General features: G+C 64.0%; 11 protein-coding genes. 5 read left to right on the top strand and 6 right to left on the bottom strand.

Annotation, left to right across the window (positions count from 1 at the left end; genetic code table 11):
* Positions 1 to 25 precede the first annotated feature (25 nt).
* Genes ureC through METRZ18153_RS0112745 form a run of 3 tightly spaced genes read left to right on the top strand, consistent with a single transcriptional unit; the run spans position 26 to position 3258 of the window.
* On the top strand, positions 26 to 1738 hold the full coding sequence (ureC, locus tag METRZ18153_RS0112755; protein ID WP_020165090.1) for an urease subunit alpha: 1713 nt from the start codon (positions 26 to 28) through the stop codon (positions 1736 to 1738).
* 4 nt (positions 1739 to 1742) lie between these two features.
* Positions 1743 to 2384: an urease accessory protein UreG gene (ureG, locus tag METRZ18153_RS0112750; RefSeq protein WP_020165089.1), complete on the top strand. Its 642-nt coding sequence runs from the start codon at positions 1743 to 1745 to the stop codon at positions 2382 to 2384.
* A complete protein-coding gene (locus METRZ18153_RS0112745; protein ID WP_020165088.1) occupies positions 2374 to 3258 on the top strand; it encodes an urease accessory protein UreD in 885 nt (294 codons plus the stop codon). Before ureG ends, METRZ18153_RS0112745 begins: the two co-directional genes overlap by 11 nt.
* Before the next feature lie 184 nt (positions 3259 to 3442).
* On the opposite strand, the gene METRZ18153_RS20685 is transcribed toward METRZ18153_RS0112745, so the two are convergent.
* From METRZ18153_RS20685 to METRZ18153_RS0112715, 4 genes are all read right to left on the bottom strand, one after another.
* The gene (locus tag METRZ18153_RS20685; RefSeq protein ID WP_081629103.1) at positions 3443 to 8263 is read right to left on the bottom strand and encodes an RCC1 domain-containing protein; all 4821 of its coding nucleotides are present in this window, start codon (positions 8261 to 8263) and stop codon (positions 3443 to 3445) included.
* 864 nt (positions 8264 to 9127) lie between these two features.
* Positions 9128 to 9715 carry a hypothetical protein gene (locus METRZ18153_RS0112725; protein ID WP_020165084.1) on the bottom strand — a complete coding sequence of 196 codons (588 nt, stop codon included), beginning with the start codon at positions 9713 to 9715 and terminating at the stop codon, positions 9128 to 9130.
* Positions 9712 to 10731, bottom strand: a complete 1020-nt coding sequence (locus METRZ18153_RS0112720) for a M48 family metallopeptidase (RefSeq protein WP_020165083.1) — start codon at positions 10729 to 10731, stop codon at positions 9712 to 9714. Before METRZ18153_RS0112720 ends, METRZ18153_RS0112725 begins: the two co-directional genes overlap by 4 nt.
* A 143-nt stretch (positions 10732 to 10874) precedes the next feature.
* On the bottom strand, positions 10875 to 11555 hold the full coding sequence (locus METRZ18153_RS0112715; protein ID WP_020165082.1) for a hypothetical protein: 681 nt from the start codon (positions 11553 to 11555) through the stop codon (positions 10875 to 10877).
* A gap of 159 nt (positions 11556 to 11714) precedes the next feature.
* Between METRZ18153_RS0112715 and ttcA the strand changes: the two genes are divergently transcribed.
* Both ttcA and METRZ18153_RS0112705 read left to right on the top strand, forming a co-directional pair.
* A complete protein-coding gene (gene ttcA, locus METRZ18153_RS0112710; RefSeq protein WP_020165081.1) occupies positions 11715 to 12656 on the top strand; it encodes a tRNA 2-thiocytidine(32) synthetase TtcA in 942 nt (313 codons plus the stop codon).
* A 7-nt stretch (positions 12657 to 12663) separates the two neighbouring features.
* A complete protein-coding gene (locus tag METRZ18153_RS0112705) occupies positions 12664 to 13170 on the top strand; it encodes a low molecular weight protein-tyrosine-phosphatase (RefSeq protein WP_051091719.1) in 507 nt (168 codons plus the stop codon).
* Between the two features lie 43 nt (positions 13171 to 13213).
* Here the strand turns inward: METRZ18153_RS0112705 and METRZ18153_RS0112700 are convergent, their stop codons facing one another.
* Complete coding sequence (locus METRZ18153_RS0112700; protein WP_020165079.1) at positions 13214 to 13729, bottom strand: SRPBCC family protein; 516 nt, start codon at positions 13727 to 13729, stop codon at positions 13214 to 13216.
* A 161-nt stretch (positions 13730 to 13890) separates the two neighbouring features.
* Positions 13891 to 16812: an Rne/Rng family ribonuclease gene (locus METRZ18153_RS0112695; RefSeq protein WP_029143745.1), complete on the bottom strand. Its 2922-nt coding sequence runs from the start codon at positions 16810 to 16812 to the stop codon at positions 13891 to 13893.
* Positions 16813 to 17141: the final 329 nt, after the last annotated feature.

The following is a 17141-nucleotide window of genomic DNA, read 5'->3' as shown; positions in this document are numbered from 1 at the left end:
TCATCGACAACAGGGAGAACATGACATGACATGGCTCACCCGCCGCGACTACGCGGCGATGTACGGACCGACCAAAGGCGACATGGTGCGCCTGGGCGACACCTCGCTGCTGGCCGAGATCGAGCACGACTTCTCGACGCCCGGTGACGAGTGCCTGCACGGCGGCGGCAAGACGCTGCGCGACGGTCTCGGCATGATGGGCGGACTCACGTCCGACCGGGGCGCGCTCGACATGCTGATCAGCAACGTCGTCGTCATCGACGCGGTGGCCGGCATCGTCAAGGGCGACATCGGCATCAAGGACGGCCGCATCGTCGCCATCGGCAAGGCCGGCAATCCGCACGTGATGGATGGCGTGCATCCGAAACTTCTGGTCGGCAACGCAACCACGGTGCGCGACGGCGAGGGCCTGATCGCCACCGCCGGCGGCCTCGACGTGCATGTGCATTTCGATTCGGCGCAACTGGTCGAGCACGCGCTGGCCTCGGGCATCACGACGATGTTCGGCGGCTCGCTCGGCCCGATCACCGTGGGCATCGACTGCGGCGGCGCCTGGAATGTCGGTCGCATGCTGCAGGCGTCCGAACAGTGGCCGATGAACTTCGGCTTCCTCGGTCGCGGCAACTCGTCGCGCCCTGAATCGCTGGTCGAACAGATGAAGGCCGGCTGCATCGGACTGAAGATCCACGAGGACTGGGGCGCCACGCCGGCAACCATAGACACCTGCCTGTCGGTGGCCGACGACCTGGATTTCCAGGTGCAGCTGCACACCGACACGCTGAACGAATCCGGCTTCCTCGAAGACACGCTGGCGGCGACCAAGGGCCGCACCATCCACATGTATCACACCGAAGGTGCGGGCGGTGGACACGCGCCGGACGTGATCTGCGTGGCCGGGCTGCAGCACTGCCTGCCGTCGTCGACCAATCCGACCAACCCCTACACGGTGAACACCTTCGACGAGCACCTGGACATGATCATGGTGTGCCACCACCTGAATCCGGCGGTGCCGGAGGACGTGGCCTTCGCCGAAAGCCGCATCCGCGCGCAGACCATCGCCGCCGAGGACGTGCTGCATGACATGGGCGCGATCTCGATGCTGGGCTCGGACAGCCAGGGCATGGGGCGCATCAACGAAGTGATCTGCCGCACCTGGCAACTGGCCAGCAAGATGAAGGACCAGTTCGGCCGCCTGCCCGAAGAAACCACGCGCAGCGCCGACAACGAACGCATCCTGCGCTACATCGCCAAGTACACGATCAATGCCGCGCGATCGTTTGGCGTCGATCACCACGTCGGTTCGCTGGAGCCGGGCAAGCTCGCCGACATCGTGCTGTGGCGGCCCGCCTTCTTCGGCATCAAGCCGGAAATCGTGGTCAAGGGCGGCTTCATCGCCTACGGCGCGATGGGCGATTCGGCGGCGTCGCTGATGACCTGCGAGCCGCTCATCATGCGCCCGCAATGGGGCGCCTTCGGTCGCGCACCGCAGGGCCTGTCGGCCAACTTCGTCTGCGCCGCCTCGCTCGACAGCGACCTCAACGGCCGGCTCGACATACGCAAGGCGCTGCTGCCCTGCAAGGGCACGCGCACGCTGCAGAAGTCCGACATGGTGCGCAATGCCGCCTGCCCGAACATCACGGTCAATCCGCAGACCTTCGAAGTGAGTGTCGACGGCCGCGTCATCAGCTGCCCGCCGGTCGACCGCGTGCCATTGAACCGTCTTTACATGCTGAGGTGATGCCATGTCCGCACAACTGAATTCCCACGCACGACCGCGCGGCGCCGCCCGCGTCGGCATCGGCGGCCCGGTCGGCTCCGGCAAGACCGCGCTGCTGGAACAGCTCATTCCACGCTTCATCGCGCGCGGCACCGACATCGCGGTCATCACCAACGATCTGGTCACCGCCGAGGACGCCGAGCGCGTGCGCCGCAGCGGCCTGATCGCGCCCGAGCGCGTGCTGGCGGTGGAAACCGGCGCCTGCCCGCACACCGCCATTCGCGAAGACCCGACGCTGAATCTCGCCGCGGCCGACGAGCTGGACCGCGCCTACCCCGGCCTGGAACTGATCCTGATCGAGAGTGGCGGTGACAACCTCGCATCGTCCTTCTCGCTCGATCTGGTCGACTACTGGCTGTTCGTGATCGACGTGGCCGGCGGCGACGACATTCCGCGCAAGCGCGGACTGGGCGTCCTGCAGTGCGACCTGCTGGTGATCAACAAGGTCGACCTCGCACCGCACGTGAATGTGAATCTGCCGCGCATGGTGGGCGAGGCAGAAGAGGTGCGCGCCGGCCGGGCGACGCTGCTGACCAACTGCGCGCGCGGCGACGGCGTCGACGCAGTGGTCGAACGCATCGCGCAGGAGGTGTTGTTTGATCGCTGAGCCGGCACTTGTCGATGCGCTGAGCCCAGTGGCAGAGCACGTGCCACCGGTCGAGGTGCGGCCCTGTGTCGATCTCGCCTTTGCGTGCGACGCGACCGGACGCAGCTATCTCGGACGCCAGTACGTCGGCTACCCGGTGCACGTCGGCCGCGCGCTGCATGTCGACGGCTCGGCGCCGGATCTGTGCGTGGTGTATCTGCAGTCGGTGTCCGGCGGCCTGTTCGAGCACGAGCGGTTGGCCGGCCGTATTGAGGTGGGGCAGGGCGCACGCGCTCACGTTGCGACGCCGGCGTCGACCATCGTGCATGCGATGCAGGGCGGATCGGCGACGCAGCGCATGCAGCTGGTCGCTCAGCCGGGTGCATTGCTCGAATACATGCCGGCGCCGCTCATCCTGTTTCCGGGCAGTCACATGGTGAGCGACGTCGAGGTGACACTGGCGGACGGCGCAGTGGTCGTGGTCGCCGACAGCTTCCTGCCGCACGACCCCGACGGCGGGCAACGATCGTTCGCGCGTATCGAAGCGGCGGTGACGGTGCGCGACGGAAACGGACAGCTGCTGGCGCGGGAACGCATGTGCATAGACGGCGAGAACTGGCTGTCCGGCAACGCTGGCGCGAATGCCGGGCTGCGCATGCACGGGTCGCTGTGGCTGCTGGGTGGGTCAGCCGATGCCGAATTGCTGGAGGTGCTGCGGGCGTTGCCCGAGGTGGATGGAGCGCTGGCCGGCGCCAGTCATCTGCCGAACGCCGCCGGCATCGTGTTCCGCGCACTGGCGGTCGACGCCGTCCGGCTTGAAAGAATCATGCACGCCGCTTGGGCTGCGGCGCGCTCGCATCACACCGGCTCAGCGCCGGCGCTGCGACGACGCTAGCGCGTCGCGGCACACCGATCCCGATGGCGGGACGCGGCGGATGGCGGAAGGGGCAAGCCGCCGCGTCTCGTCGTCGGGACCCGGGTTTCAGGGCTCGCGGATGGTTCTGAACGGGCTTCTCATTTTGGTGATGAAGTCGGTTTCCGTTCGGACGGTTTCCCGTCCGTCAGACAAAATGGCCTTGTCAGTGAATCTCGGCCAGGTCCTGCTCGGACAGAAGCTTGATGGCCTGAACGAGCGGGTCGGATTCGGAATCTCCACCCAGCACGTAGTGATTTCCGTCATCCGCAAGTACGTTGAGCCGATACGGCCCTGCGACCATTCCAAGCGCTCGTGCTCCCGCTGGCAGCACGAGCTGCCGCGGACGATGATCAGCAAAGATTGTGCGGCGGTCGGCGAGTGCAAGCTGGCCCCATACGTACACCTTGCCATCGGCATCCAAGGCCGCTGAGTAATTGGCTGCCGCGACGAGGTCGATGATCCGAGCGGCGTCAGGGAATGAGACGGTCAGGGGTTCGCTGCTCTTTTCGATGTCCGTGTATCCCAGTTGCTGGTGACGGTTGCTTCCCCACGCAAGGACCTGGCCGTCGGTGAGCAAGGCGAGACTGTGCTGATCGCCCGCCGCAGCGAGAACTGCCGATTTTTCTCCGGGCAGGGAGATAGCGGACGGCGTTGTTACGTACGTCGGGGAACCTCCGCTCTGGCCGTTGCGGTTGTCTCCCCAAGCGTAAACGTTGCCCGACGCCATGACAGCCAGACCATGATCTAGGCCTGGCGCGATCATGATGGCGCGATCATCGAGGGGAAGCTCAAGCGCTCGGGGGGTTACTGCCACGCCGCCGAACGAGCCATTTCCCAACTGCCCCAGATTGTTGTCGCCCCACACCAGCACCGCGCCGTCAGACGACATGACCAGACCAAAACTTCCACCCAGTTTTACGTCGGACAGCGCCATACCGGAAGGCGTGTTCAGCAAAGTTGCTCTGCTTCGTATGGAAATCGGCCGCGCAGCGCTGAAAGCGCTTACGAACGCTTGAGTGAACCTTGCAACGCGGCTGGAATACTCCGGCGAGGGCGTGGGTGGTCGTATGCTGCGGAGAGGCGTCATGGGCCAGGCGACTCCCCACGTGTACAGCCGACCGTCGTTACCGATCGCTGCGCTGCGTTCACCAAATGCGGCAATCGCTACGATCTGCGCATTTCCTGGGAACCGAATCTCTTGCGCCGGCGAAACGATCTCGTCGACTGTGCCGGTGCCAATCTGACCGAAGTTGTTCGAACCCCAGCCCAGCAAGGATCCATCCTGCCCGCTTTGCATCTGATGAGTACGGCCCTGGGCCAGCATGGGTCTGACAGGCAGGTGCAGGGTCAGGGGCCCGTTTGCATCACCCTGCACAAGGATTTCGATGGAGCACAAACCCGAGCGTATGGCGATGACCTGACTGCTGCTGACCGCGCAGATGTCAGGAGAGAGCGTTACCGCTTCAATGGCCGGACTGTTCACTGCCAGCACATTGAGTTCAAGGGCAGTTCCGAGGGGCAGGTTGGGGCGCGAAAGCAGGAGGGAGGCGCTTTCACCGACAACCATCGATGCCGCCGTGGAAGGACGCCATTGCAACCAGACCTGAGTCTTGTCGGCGACCTCGCCGGTGAGTGCGATGAAGTAGGTCGTATCGGCGCTCATCGACCAATGGAGTTGAAGAGCGCCGTCGACGATCTGACTGACCGCACGCCGGGTCAAGCGACCGGAGGCTCCCTTCTCATACAAGGCGAGCGCATGGGTGCCTTTGCTGCCGAGAACCTGGAACAGCATGTCTCTGGAAACATTCGTTCGGTAGGACCACCAGTTGCTGCCACGCTGCAGCGGAACATTGTGGTCACTTTCTCCCTCTTCCCGGCTTGAATCCATACTTGAACTGGGCACCATTCCGACGGGACCGGCAATGCTGATGGCGTCGACCAGCTTGTCGTTATGCGGGGGGACCGGAATACGTACCGGCGTTGCTCGCCTCGACAGATCCCCAAGGCCCAACTGACCGTAGTCGTTGTCGCCCCAGCCATACAACTGCCCATCAGAGGCCATCACGAGCAGATGGCTATAACCGTGCAGGGGCAACTGAACGGGTTGGACGCCTGAGGGCAGCGCAATCTCGCGAAAGCCCACATCTGGAGTGAATGATGCAATAGTGCGACCGACCTGCCCGACCGGGCCCGAAACCAGAAGTCTGTCGTCGGCGGTCAAGATCGCCGAAAATCCACCGTGGGCGCTGGCGGCGACCACCCGAGGGGTTCCTGCCAGAGAGATTCTGACTGGAGTCTCCTGAAAAGCATCATCCGCGATCCCCAGGGCACCATAGCGTGTGGCTCCCCAGCCAAACAGCTCGCCAGTGCGCGTTACGGCCAAAGCGTGAGTCGCGCTGACCGATATGGATTCAATGAGCACTTCCTCAGGGAAGGACAGTTGCCGCGGCCGCGTCTCTTCCATGGTCGGATACCTGCCGGCCAGATTGCCAACGCCGAAGACCCGGCCGTCAGCAGTGAGAAGAAGCGTGTAGGACTCGCTCACTGCCACTGCAACCGGGTTCGCGTCGGGTGGAAGGAGTACCCGGGAGGGAATCCACGAACCTTGCGTACTCGCGGTACCCAGCGATTGTCCCCACGGTCGGCCCCATGCGTACACGTTTCCGTCATCGCCAAGTGCTGCGCTGACGGCGCCCGCCGCGGCGGTCTGAAGGATGCGGACTCCCTCAGGGAAGGCTGGTTCTCCGGCAATCACTTCATGGTCGGGGTCTGGCGGCGCGCCTAATTCGTTGGAAAAATTCACGCCATACGCATGAACTTTTCCATCGCTGTCCACTACGAGAGTGTGTTGCATGCCGATTGAAAGCTGTACGGCCTCGCCTTTGAATGATCGCGCCGGACCAGGGCGCCGCCGGTTTGCCAGCGTTCCGTCAGCCAGTGAGCCCGTCTCACCGAATCCCCAGCTCATCAATCGTCTGTCGAGCGATGCCTTTATGCTGTGTAGCCAGCCTCCTCCGAAAGGCACACCAGTGGTGACGTCAATCTGCTGAACAAGTGGAGCGTGGTGTGTGTCCCCAGGGTGCGAAATCGATAGCCGGCAGCGTCCGGCATGAAGGAAGTACAGTCTGCCGGCTGACCAGTTGCAGAAGGTGGGTGATTCATTCACGACGACCGGAATGAGGCCGGAATCCAGATTGAGGGTCAGAGGTATGCTGGCGCCCGGTGAGAATGAAGCGATCACCCGCGGTGGCGGATCGTCGATCAGCCTTTGCAGATAGCGCGTATCCAGGGACCATGCGAGACGGATCCGACCCCTGGTGTTCGGCGGATCAGGAAAGTATCGGCTTGCCGGCTGAGGCGATTGCCCGTCAACGCGGATCTGATACTCGATCCCGGCGCTCACCGGAAAAGTGACCTGACTTGTTTTCCGGGCTCCTGCGTCGCCGTTGGCGGCGACAGGTCGCAATGTGGCCAGATCCGTGCCCTGGAATACGGTCAGCAGGGTGTCGAAATCGCTGCCGTCCAGATTCAGATCGAGCAGGCCGTCGGCCGGGGCAACCCAGCTCCACCAAACGGTACGCCCCAGATTGGAACGAACCTGAATGTCCTCGGCTTCTTCGTAGCTTGCATACGCGTTATCGCCGCCGGTTGTTCCATTCGGGCCGACAAGCGGTGCCCGGAATACGAACTGATCGTTCAGAGGCGCTATGGGCGGGCTACTCCCGCTCGGCGTGCTTAAACCGCCATCGAGCATCATGGCAACAACAACGTCGTTGGTGTCCATATCCACACCGCTGACCCCGGGCAGGGATAGGGGCGTCGAAAGTGCGCCGTCCCAGAACGATGCGAAGCAATGGAGCGTGTAGGTTTCATCGATCAGGCAGACTTCGCTGCCCTTGCCTGCGTGTATGGAAATCACCCGACCTTGAACCACCGCGGGTAATGGTTGGTGTTTGGCCTGAAAGCCAGAACCATTGATCAGATAGACTGAGCCATCGGTGCTGAGCGCATATTGGTACTGGGCGCTCACTGCCATCTGTTTGAACCGTACGCCGCCGGGCGCCGTGACCGCTGCGGGCGTACTTCCCGGGCCTGCATATCTCAACGATGTTGCCCACCAGTAGATGGTCCCGTTCGTGTCGAGAGCGAGCGCATATGCCTGATTTGCGACGAGGTCGACCACGCGTGGATTGCCTGGAAGAGGGAAAGCCCGGGGACGAGTGACCGCAGTCCAGCCCGAACCCTCTCGCGTGGCTGAACTCAAGCCCCATGTATAAAGCTGCCCGCTTTGCCCGATCGCGAAGCTGAATTCGTATTGCGGCGAGACGTTGATCGCACCGGCAACGACCCGGATTGCCAGCTCGTCATCGGGTAGCGTGACCAGAACTGGCTCTGTTCTCAGAGTCGTTGTGCCATCCCCTACCGCGCCATAGACATTCTTGCCCCATGCATGGACACGCCCTTCATTGTCGATTGCGAGCTGATGGACTCCGGACGCAGAGAACTGAACGAAGGCGATATCGCCTTCCATGCGCTCACGCTGGCTGCTTGAATTACGCGGGACCAGCACATAGGGTGATCCATCGGGAAGCAAACCGTAGCCGCGCGGCAGACCGTACGAAACAGGTGCCAGCTCCATGCGCTCTGAAACTCTGACGTGCCGAACCGCCGTCGCTGCGGGTATGCCTTCATCGTCGATTGTGGTGCCCTCGATCCGGCACGCTGCGCTGACAAGCGCGTGCAGGAATCCATCGGCATCAATGAAACACACTTCCGGATCGAGCGTCCGGAGCGAAACCGGGCGGCCGGACGCTGATTGCGCGGCGATGGTTACCGGGGGCTGGCCGACGGTCAGCAGGAGCGGAGCGGTTATTTCGATGCTGTCCTCTGCGTGAGCAAATGCTGTTGCGACAGAGAGGCAGGCGAAAGTGAACAATCGGAGGGTGGTTCGTCGAATTTTCATGGTTTTACGAAGCACGGTCATTCATTCAGTCCGGCGTAATGTACACGCCTTGGGCGACGCTCATCCTCGTCTAAATTGATCATTTGTCATTTTTTGACAGTGACGATTCTGGATACGCAGACCACCCATCGAATGAGCGTTCTGTGGTACCCGACACAGATCGGTGCAAAGCGATATGGAGAATTTCAGTCCGACTCGTGCTCTGCGCTAACTGGATTGAATGTTGTCGGCGCTCGACGAAGTCCTTACAGCCCGGCTGTGCAGATAATTCAAGAGGCATGAATGATATGTACTGCCTCAATTGGCGAGTCATCAGCGTGTCATCCGGAAATGCGCGTTCTTTCCTCAAGAGGGCGTCAACACGCTGGTGAGAAACCATGAATCCTTCCGGATTACGCCAGCAGGCTCCTCTGGTCGGCCTCCGTCCCTGGCGCAAGGCTCTCGCGACTGGCCCACGCTTTGATCATCACGCCATCCATGCTGAAGTGGTCGTTTGCCACGAAGCTCAGCCGTTTGGCCACATGGCAGTGCGCTGCTGGAGTATCCGCACGCAGTATTCGTACCTAGCGGGCGGCTGTTGGCGCTGAGCGCGATCCGAGCCCCTGCCGAGCCAGCCATGCCTCGGGCGACGAGCTGGCGAAGAGCAGGTTTTAGTCGAGCTGATCGACTAGCGGACGCTCGCTGCGAATGGTTACTGGAGCGGTACGAGCGGTGTGCGCAGGTGGCCTTAAGGCAATCGATGTTCCGGGCTCATGTCGCTGAACTTCGCGGCTTGGGGTTTCTCATGGCCGGGCATGGGAAATCCGAAAGTGCTTAAAGACGATCCGAGCCCGGAACCCGTCTCGGTTCTCGAACACCGGGCAGGGAGCGTTTTCTGACCAACTGCTAGCGTTGTATTGCGACGAGCTGCACACCGTCGATCAGCGTGCGCGCGTTGCGCACCCCTTCGTCGAAGAAGAAACCGGACGGCGCCAGAAACAGGATGAGATAGAGCTTGCGGTTAATGACTGCGCCACTGCCCAGACCGCGACGCGGTACCTCTTCCGCGCGCGTGACGTAGTCGAAGGTAAAGCGGAAGCCGGTGTGCCCGGCGAAGCGCGCGGGTTCGAGGCTGCCCAGTTCAAAGTGACCGCCGTGTCCGACCAACATTGTTTCGGTCAGCGCCACCACATCCTCCGCAGCCATGTGTGCGCGGAACCGCGGCGGTTTGCGACCGGCTTCGCCCAGATCGTCGAGCGGTTCGCCGTCCTTCACCGCGTAGAAGAAGGTAAGCGTGTCCAGCGGCAGGCCGTGTCGAGTCCAGATTTCGCGGTGCTTGCTGCCATCAGGGGTGAACCGGTTCCACGGCTCGCTGCCGGCCGTGTTTACCTGCAGCACGTTACCGACAGTGACCGTGTCCGATGTGCGTTTGAATACCGTGCCGCAGGCGGCAAGCTGTGCGGACAGGAAAAGGACGGCGAGCAGCCGGATCACAGCGTATCGACGTAGTGCCTGATCATCGGAGCTTCCGGCGCGTCCGGCGCACGCTCGAGATAGCGGGTGAAGGCTTCGCGTGCCTGAGCGTTGTCGCCCTTGCGCCGCAGCAGATGTGCCCGCAGACGTTCTGCTTCAGCGGGCTGGTCGGCGCGGCCGGCCGACGCTTCGAGGTTGGTCAGGGCACGGTCTGCATCGCCGTCGCGGTCGCGGGCCGACAGCGCTGCGGCTCGCGCATAGAGCAGCAGGCCGTCTTCGCCCTGGTAGCGGATGAGGCGATCGAACAGGCGCAACGAGCTGTCAGGTACGCGGCGGCGCAGTTCATCCTGCACTATCTGCGGCCGGATCGAGGCGATGGCTGCATGGTAGCGTTGTGCATCGACATCTCCGCCCTGCGCGCCGGCGCCCAGCTTCTGTGCCTGGGCGGCGAGACGGTCATGGCGAGTGCGCGGCGTGGGATGGGTAGCGAACAGCGCGAGACCGCCGCCATAGTCGTCCTCGCCTTCCTCGATCAGCTGTTCCCACACTTTTGACGCTTCCATGGGGTCATAGCCGGCCGCATGCATCAACTCCAGGCCGATGGCGTCCGCTTCCGACTCATTGTCGCGGGAAAAGGCGAACTGACTGGCCAGTACGCCGAGCTGCGTGATGTGGCCGAGCTTGCCGACGCCGATGGCACCGAGCGCAATGTCGACGAACTGCGCCATGGCCGATTTCGAGCGCGCATCGGCCAGACGTTCGACCGTGTGATGCCGCATGTAGTGACCGATCTCGTGGCCGATCACCGCCGCGAGCTGAGCCTCGTTGGCCGCGCGCAGCAGCAGGCCGGTCCAGATCTGCAGCGTGCCGTTGGGCGCCATGCTCGCATTGAAATATGGGGTGCGGACCAGATAGACGCGGATTTCGCCGCACCGGTCGCCGGCCAGCCGGCACACGATGCCGCGCAGGTACTCATTGAGCGCAGGGTCCTGCAGTACGAACGGGGAGTGGCGCAGGCGGCTTTCTTCCCTGTCCATAAGTGCCCAGAGACTACCCTCATCGGCGATGGCGTCTGGACGTTCAAACGGGGCAGGCACGGCAAAGTCGGCGCGGACGCAGCTGCTGATGGCGCCCAGAGCCAGCGCACAGAGTGCGCTACGCCATACGTTTCGCACCGCTTTCATTGCGGGAAATCCTCCAGCAGTACGTCCATCGTCCCTTCAGCGGACGCGCGGTCTCGCAGGTCGCCCCATTGCCGCGACAGGCGGTTGAACCACACAACACGGCCGCTGCGCAGGTCGACCAGCGAGGCATAGCCGACCTGGGCGCCGCCACCGAGATTCACCTTGAACAGCGCCGCGACGACCATCGTTGCCTTGCGCTCCATCGTTGCATAGCTGTCGCGCAGGAAGATGAACAGACCGTAATCGGCGCCGGTCCGCTCAGCCAGACGGGCGGTGTCTCCGGTCAGACGCCAGTCCAGTTGTTTGCCCTTGGTCGGCAACTCATACCGGTCCATGTAGTGATGCAGCGCAATTGCGCTGGCGACGGTGCCATGAAGGCGGATCAGGTCGACCACCTGCGGATCGTCGGCATCGATGTCGGTAACGAGCGTGCGACCGACCGCCGCCTCGCGGTTGCGAATGGAGACAGACATGTTCTCGCGTGCCTGCGCACTCCACTCGGCCACAGGTTCAGGCAGACCGCCCGCGCTGATCATGAACAGTTCGACGTTGAGCGGCATCAATGCAACGCGGGCATCCTGCGGCAACCCGCTGAACGCGGGCGCGCTGACGGGCGCAGCCAGTGCGGGCGATATCAGAAACAGGCCGGTGCAGGCGATGCGGAACAACGGGTTCATCACGCGGCGTCATGAATGTGGCAATTCGATTGTAGGCATCTGTGAGACGGTGCGCAGGAGAGGCCGTGTGCCGCCGGGTGGCATGCCCGCCGGCCGTGACGCTCGTGGATATAATCGGCGTTTAAGTCCGAAACTTCAGTGCGGACGCGTGGAGTGTTCATGTCCGACCTTTCATCGGTGTCACCGGAATCGGTGACGCTGTCCAACACCTTCCTCAAGTTCCGCAAGCGCCTCGAACGTGCGGTCGGGCAGGCCATCGGCGACTACTCGATGATCGAGGACGGCGATGTGATCATGGTGTGCATGTCCGGCGGCAAGGATTCGTACACGATGCTGGAACTGCTGCGCGGCCTGCAGGAGCGGGCACCGGTGCGCTTCCGGCTGATCGCTTTCAACCTCGACCAGAAGCAGCCCGGTTTCCCCGACCACATCCTGCCGGACTACTTCAAGCGCATCGGCGTCGAGTACCGGATCGAGACCGAAGACACCTACTCCATCGTCAAGGACAAGATTCCCGAGGGCAAGACCACCTGTGGCCTTTGCTCAAGGCTGCGGCGCGGCATCATCTACCGCGTGGCGTCCGAACTGGGTGCGACCAAGATCGCGCTGGGCCACCACCGCGACGACCTGCTGGAAACGCTGTTCCTGAACATGTTCTTCGGCGGCAAGATCAAGTCCATGCCGCCCAAGCTGGTCAGCGACGACGGCCGCCACATCGTGATCCGGCCGCTGGCCTACTGCACCGAGCGCGACATCGAGCGCTTCGCCCGGGTAATGGACTACCCCATCATTCCGTGCAATCTGTGCGGCTCGCAGGAGAACGCGCAGCGCAAGCAGGTGAAGGCCATGCTGCAGGAGTGGGCGCGGCTGTATCCGGGGCGGATCGAATCGATGGCTACGGCGATGCGCAATGTCGTGCCGTCGCACCTGGCCGATCAGAAGCTGTTCGATTTCGCCGGTCTGAAGCCGGGCAGCGTAGTGGAGGAGGGCGATACCGCCTTCGATCCGCCCGAGCTGCCTGTCCGTTCATGGGGCGACGAGGACGCAATGGGTGGCATCCCGGTCCGCCTGGATGTCGCTGCGGGCGGTGGCTGTGCTTGAGCGCTGGATGCGCCGGCCGCTGCGCGCTGCACGGGATCCCGACATGAAGATACTGTTCTGCTGCATGGGCAACATCTGTCGTTCGCCGACTGCCGAGGGCGTGGTGCGCGCGCGGCTGGAGGCCGCGGGGCTGCACGAACGCGTCGAGGTCGCATCGGCCGGCACGCACGCCCATCACGTCGGCAGCAAACCTGACCCGCGTGCGGCTGCGGCGGCTGCGTCGCGTGGGGTCGATCTGACGCGCATCCGGGCGCGTCGCGTCGATGGCGCCGATTTCGCGCAGTTCGACCTGATCTACGCGATGGACCGCGACAACCTGCGCAATCTCGAACGCAACTGCCCGGAGCCGCTGCGCCACAAGCTGGCGCTCTTCCTCCAGCACGCCGAACGCTTCGACGAGGACGAGGTGCCGGATCCCTACTACGGTGGCCCGGCTGGCTTCGAACGGGTGCTCGACCTGATCGAGGACGCAGCCGACGGTCTGGTCCGCGAGCTGCAGCAACGACTCAAATGAAAACGGGCGGCCAAGGCCGCCCGTCTTGTCGTTGCTGTGACGATTACTTGTCCAGCAGCGCTTTCAGGTTGTTCAGGCCGTCGGTATAGACCGCCTTGATGGTGCCGGTGGCCGCCTCGTCATCCTTGCCCGCGGCCGGGTGCTCGCTGGCGTCGGCGCGGAAGAACACGCCTTTCCACTCAACCGTCGAACCGCCACCGTCGGCCGGCTTCACGGTAATCGTCGACTTGTACTTGCTGACCGGCAGCGCGCCGCCGTCCTGGGCGGTGTAGGTCAAGCTGCGATCAGCGTCCGAGATTGCTTCCAGCTTCTCGACCACTTCGCCGCCACCCTTGATCTTCAGCGTACGTACCGAGCCGACATCGCTGCCGGCGGTGGCGGTGCTGCTCTCGACCGCCGGGTGCCAGGACTGCAGCTGCGTGAAGTCCTTCACCTTGGCCCACACGGCGTCCGGGCTGGCTTTCAGCGTGATCGTTTCGTTCGCCTTCAGGCGCGACGGGCCGTGCGCAAAAACCGTGGTGCTGGCGACGATGGCGAGCAGGGCTGCAAAAAGACGCATGGGGTGTTCTCCTCGTTTGTTGTGATTGAAAAAAGCGTGCGCAGTGTCGGTGAAAACGGGCGGTGCCAGCACGGGAAAATCACCCGGTGCCGGGCGGGCTTGCTGACGGACATGCAAAAAGGGCCCGGACAATGCCGGGCCCCTCTGGCGGTGTCAGCGCCTCACTCGTTGCGTGTTTCCACCTGCTGCATCGGTTCGTTGGCGATCACCGGTGCCGCACGACGGCGACGGCCCAGTTGCGGCTGCTCGACGATGACGGGTTCGATGCCGGCAGCGCGCTCGGCCGAGGTTTCCACCATGACCAGGCCGCTCTCGGCCAGCGTGCTCTGCAGATCGGCTGCCGGTGCGACTGTCGGCGCCGGCGCGGACGGCTGCGCCGCCGAGCCGAAGCTTTCCATCGCGCGCACCAGCGTCGATTCGCCAGCATCGTTCAACGAGGCTGCGATCTGTGCCGGTTGATCGACGACGGGTGCCGGCGCGGCCACCGGTTCGGTAGCCACTTCGACCACCGGCAGTGCAGCCACTTCAGCCACGACGGGCTCGGTCACCGGTGCGTCGACCGCGACAGGTTCGACCACTGCCGGCTCCGGGGCAGCAGGTGCAGACACCATCGGTGCCGACACGACAGGCGCCACCGGTGCTTCGACCACCGCGGCGACTTCGGTCACCGGTGCAGCGTCGGCCAACGGGGCCGGCTCGGCGGCGATCGGTGCTGCGACGGGGACGTCCAGCGGCAGCGCGGCCTGGGCTTCCACGGCGGCAGCGGGCACTTCATTGGCGGCGGAATCGGTCACCGTCAGATCGCCCTCGACTGCGGCGACATCGGCAACTGCGCCTTCCACGCCGTCCGGACGGCGCTCGCCACGTTCGCGGCGGCCACCACGGCGGCGACGGCTGCGCGGTGCAGCACCTTCGCCACCCTCCGCCGGCGCGACATTCTCCGGCTGAGTGCCGGTGGCGGCGGCCAGCGGCAGATCGGTCTGTGCCTGCTGCTGTTCGCGTGCGTCATTGGCGGCACGCTCGCGCGGCTCACGCGGCGGGCGCGGCTCGCGCGGCGGACGCGGTTCGCGCGGCGCGGCGGCTTCCTGCTCGTTGCGCGGCTCGCGCGGCTCGCGCGGCTCACGGGGTTCGCGCTGCTTGCGCTGACCGTCGCGGCCTTCGCTCTTGTTCTGCGCTTCGCGCGGTTCACGCGGCTCGCGTTGTTCACGACCTTCGCGGCCCTCGCGACCTTCGCGGTTGTCGCGACGGTTGCGGTTGCGACCGCGTTCGCCCTCGCCACGCGGACCGCGTTCGCGCGTCTGTGCGGGCTTCGCTTCCGGGGCCGGAGCGGGCGCCGGGGCTGGCGCGGCTGCGCCGCCGCCGAACAGCCCGGCGATCCAGCCGAAGAAGCCACCCTTGGCCGCGGGTGCAGCCGCCGGCGCTGCAGCGACCGGCGCGGCCGGTGCGGTCTCGGCCACGACCGGTGCCGGCTGGTCCGGCGTGATGTGCTTGATCGCCGCTTCCTGACGCTTCGGACGCTCGTCGGCCGGAATGGCGGACGGCGGCTGATAGCTCTCGGCCGACGGATTCACTGCCATCTGGTAGGACGGCTGGGCCACGCCTTCGAGGTTCAGCTGGTCGTGGCGCAGACGGGTGATTTCGTGCGCCGGCGTTTCCAGATACTTGTTCGGGATCAGGACGATGTTGACCTTGTGACGCAGTTCGATCGCGTTGATGTCGGCCCGCTTCTCGTTCAGCAGGAAGGTGGCGACGTCGACCGGCACCTGGGTGTGCACGGCACCCGTGTTTTCCTTCATCGCTTCCTCTTCGAGGATGCGCAGGATGTGCAGCGCGGCCGATTCGGTCGAGCGGATGTGGCCGGTGCCGCTGCAGCGCGGGCAGGGGATGTAGCTGGTTTCGGCCAGCGCCGGGCGCAGGCGCTGGCGCGACAGTTCGAGCAGGCCGAAGCGGCTGATCTTGCCCATCTGCACGCGCGCGCGGTCGTGATGCAGCGCATCGCGCAGGCGGGTTTCCACCTCGCGCTGGGCGCGCGGGTTTTCCATGTCGATGAAGTCGATGACGATGAGGCCGCCGAGGTCGCGCAGACGCAACTGGCGGGCAATTTCGTCGGCCGCTTCGCAGTTGGTGCGCAGCGCGGTTTCCTCGATGTCGCTGCCCTTGGTCGAGCGGCCGGAGTTCACGTCCACCGCTACCAGTGCTTCGGTGTGGTCGATCACGATGGCGCCGCCCGAGGGCAGGTTCACCTGACGGGAGTAGGCGGACTCGATCTGGTGTTCGATCTGGAAGCGCGAGAACAGCGGCACGTCGTCGCGGTAGCGCTTCACGCGCGCCACGTTACCGGGCATCACGTGTTCCATGAAGGTGTAGGCCTGGTCGTACACCTCGTCGGTGTCGATCAGGATTTCGCCGATGTCGGGCTGGAAGTAGTCGCGGATCGCGCGGATCACCAGACTGCCTTCCTGGTAGATCAGGAAGGCGCCGGACTGCGACTGGGCGGCGCCTTCGATGGCGGTCCACAGCTGCAGCAGGTAGTTCAGGTCCCACTGCAGTTCTTCGGCGTTGCGGCCGATGCCGGCAGTGCGGGCGATCAGGCTCATGCCGGACGGCACTTCGAGCTGATCCATGGTTTCGCGCAGTTCGGCGCGGTCGTCACCTTCGACGCGGCGCGAAACACCGCCGCCGCGCGGGTTGTTCGGCATCAGCACCAGGTAGCGGCCGGCCAGCGAAATGAAGGTGGTGAGTGCGGCGCCCTTGTTGCCGCGTTCGTCCTTGTCGATCTGGACGATCAGTTCCTGACCCACCGACAGCGCATCCTGGATGCGGGCGCGGCCGGGTTCGAGATCGGGCTTGAAATAGGACTTGGAAACTTCCTTGAACGGCAGGAAGCCGTGGCGATCTGCGCCGTAATCGACAAAGCATGCTTCGAGGCTGGGCTCGATGCGGGTGATGACTGCCTTGTAGATGTTGCTTTTGCGCTGTTCCTTGCTGGATGACTCAATGTCGAGGTCAACAAGCTTCTGACCATCGACAATCGCGACGCGCAGCTCTTCGGCCTGCGTCGCGTTGAAGAGCATTCGTTTCATCAACTTCTCCCGCGCGCACCGCACACGGGCAGGACAAACCGCTCGTCAGTAAATAACGTCTATCGTGTCGGCTGCAATCGGGTTTTTTCGATGGGAACGGACTGGGGGACGTGGAGGGGTCTGCCAACTCTCAATGCAGCCGCGCTTTCGCGACTGCCTGGGGGATTCTGCCTGTACGGTACTCGCGCTACTCAGTACACTCGCTACTTTGGGTGAGCGGGATTAACCCGTGATCCGGTTTTCGTCTGCCAAGAAGGACTGCATGAGGAAGCACTTCACCGTCAATCTGTCACCCGGCGTCCGCCACTTCGAGCTGGATGTGCTCCGCA

Origin of the sequence: Methyloversatilis discipulorum (assembly GCF_000385375.1) — a bacterium.
GTDB classification, from domain to species: Bacteria; Pseudomonadota; Gammaproteobacteria; order Burkholderiales; family Rhodocyclaceae; genus Methyloversatilis; species Methyloversatilis discipulorum_A.
The sequence above is the reverse complement of the archived record's forward strand: the minus strand, read 5'-3'. Positions and strand labels throughout refer to the sequence as shown.

Excerpts from the sequence above, each read along its gene's own strand:
- ureC (WP_020165090.1), top strand. The coding sequence starts at position 26 with ATGACATGGCTCACCCGCCGCGACTACGCGGCGATGTACGGACCGACC.
- ureG (WP_020165089.1), top strand. The coding sequence starts at position 1,743 with ATGTCCGCACAACTGAATTCCCACGCACGACCGCGCGGCGCCGCCCGC.
- METRZ18153_RS20685 (WP_081629103.1), bottom strand. The coding sequence starts at position 8,263 with ATGACCGTGCTTCGTAAAACCATGAAAATTCGACGAACCACCCTCCGA.
- METRZ18153_RS0112720 (WP_020165083.1), bottom strand. The coding sequence starts at position 10,731 with ATGGACAGGGAAGAAAGCCGCCTGCGCCACTCCCCGTTCGTACTGCAG.
- METRZ18153_RS0112715 (WP_020165082.1), bottom strand. The coding sequence starts at position 11,555 with ATGAACCCGTTGTTCCGCATCGCCTGCACCGGCCTGTTTCTGATATCG.
- ttcA (WP_020165081.1), top strand. The coding sequence starts at position 11,715 with ATGTCCGACCTTTCATCGGTGTCACCGGAATCGGTGACGCTGTCCAAC.
- METRZ18153_RS0112705 (WP_051091719.1), top strand. The coding sequence starts at position 12,664 with ATGCGCCGGCCGCTGCGCGCTGCACGGGATCCCGACATGAAGATACTG.
- METRZ18153_RS0112700 (WP_020165079.1), bottom strand. The coding sequence starts at position 13,729 with ATGCGTCTTTTTGCAGCCCTGCTCGCCATCGTCGCCAGCACCACGGTT.
- METRZ18153_RS0112695 (WP_029143745.1), bottom strand. The coding sequence starts at position 16,812 with ATGAAACGAATGCTCTTCAACGCGACGCAGGCCGAAGAGCTGCGCGTC.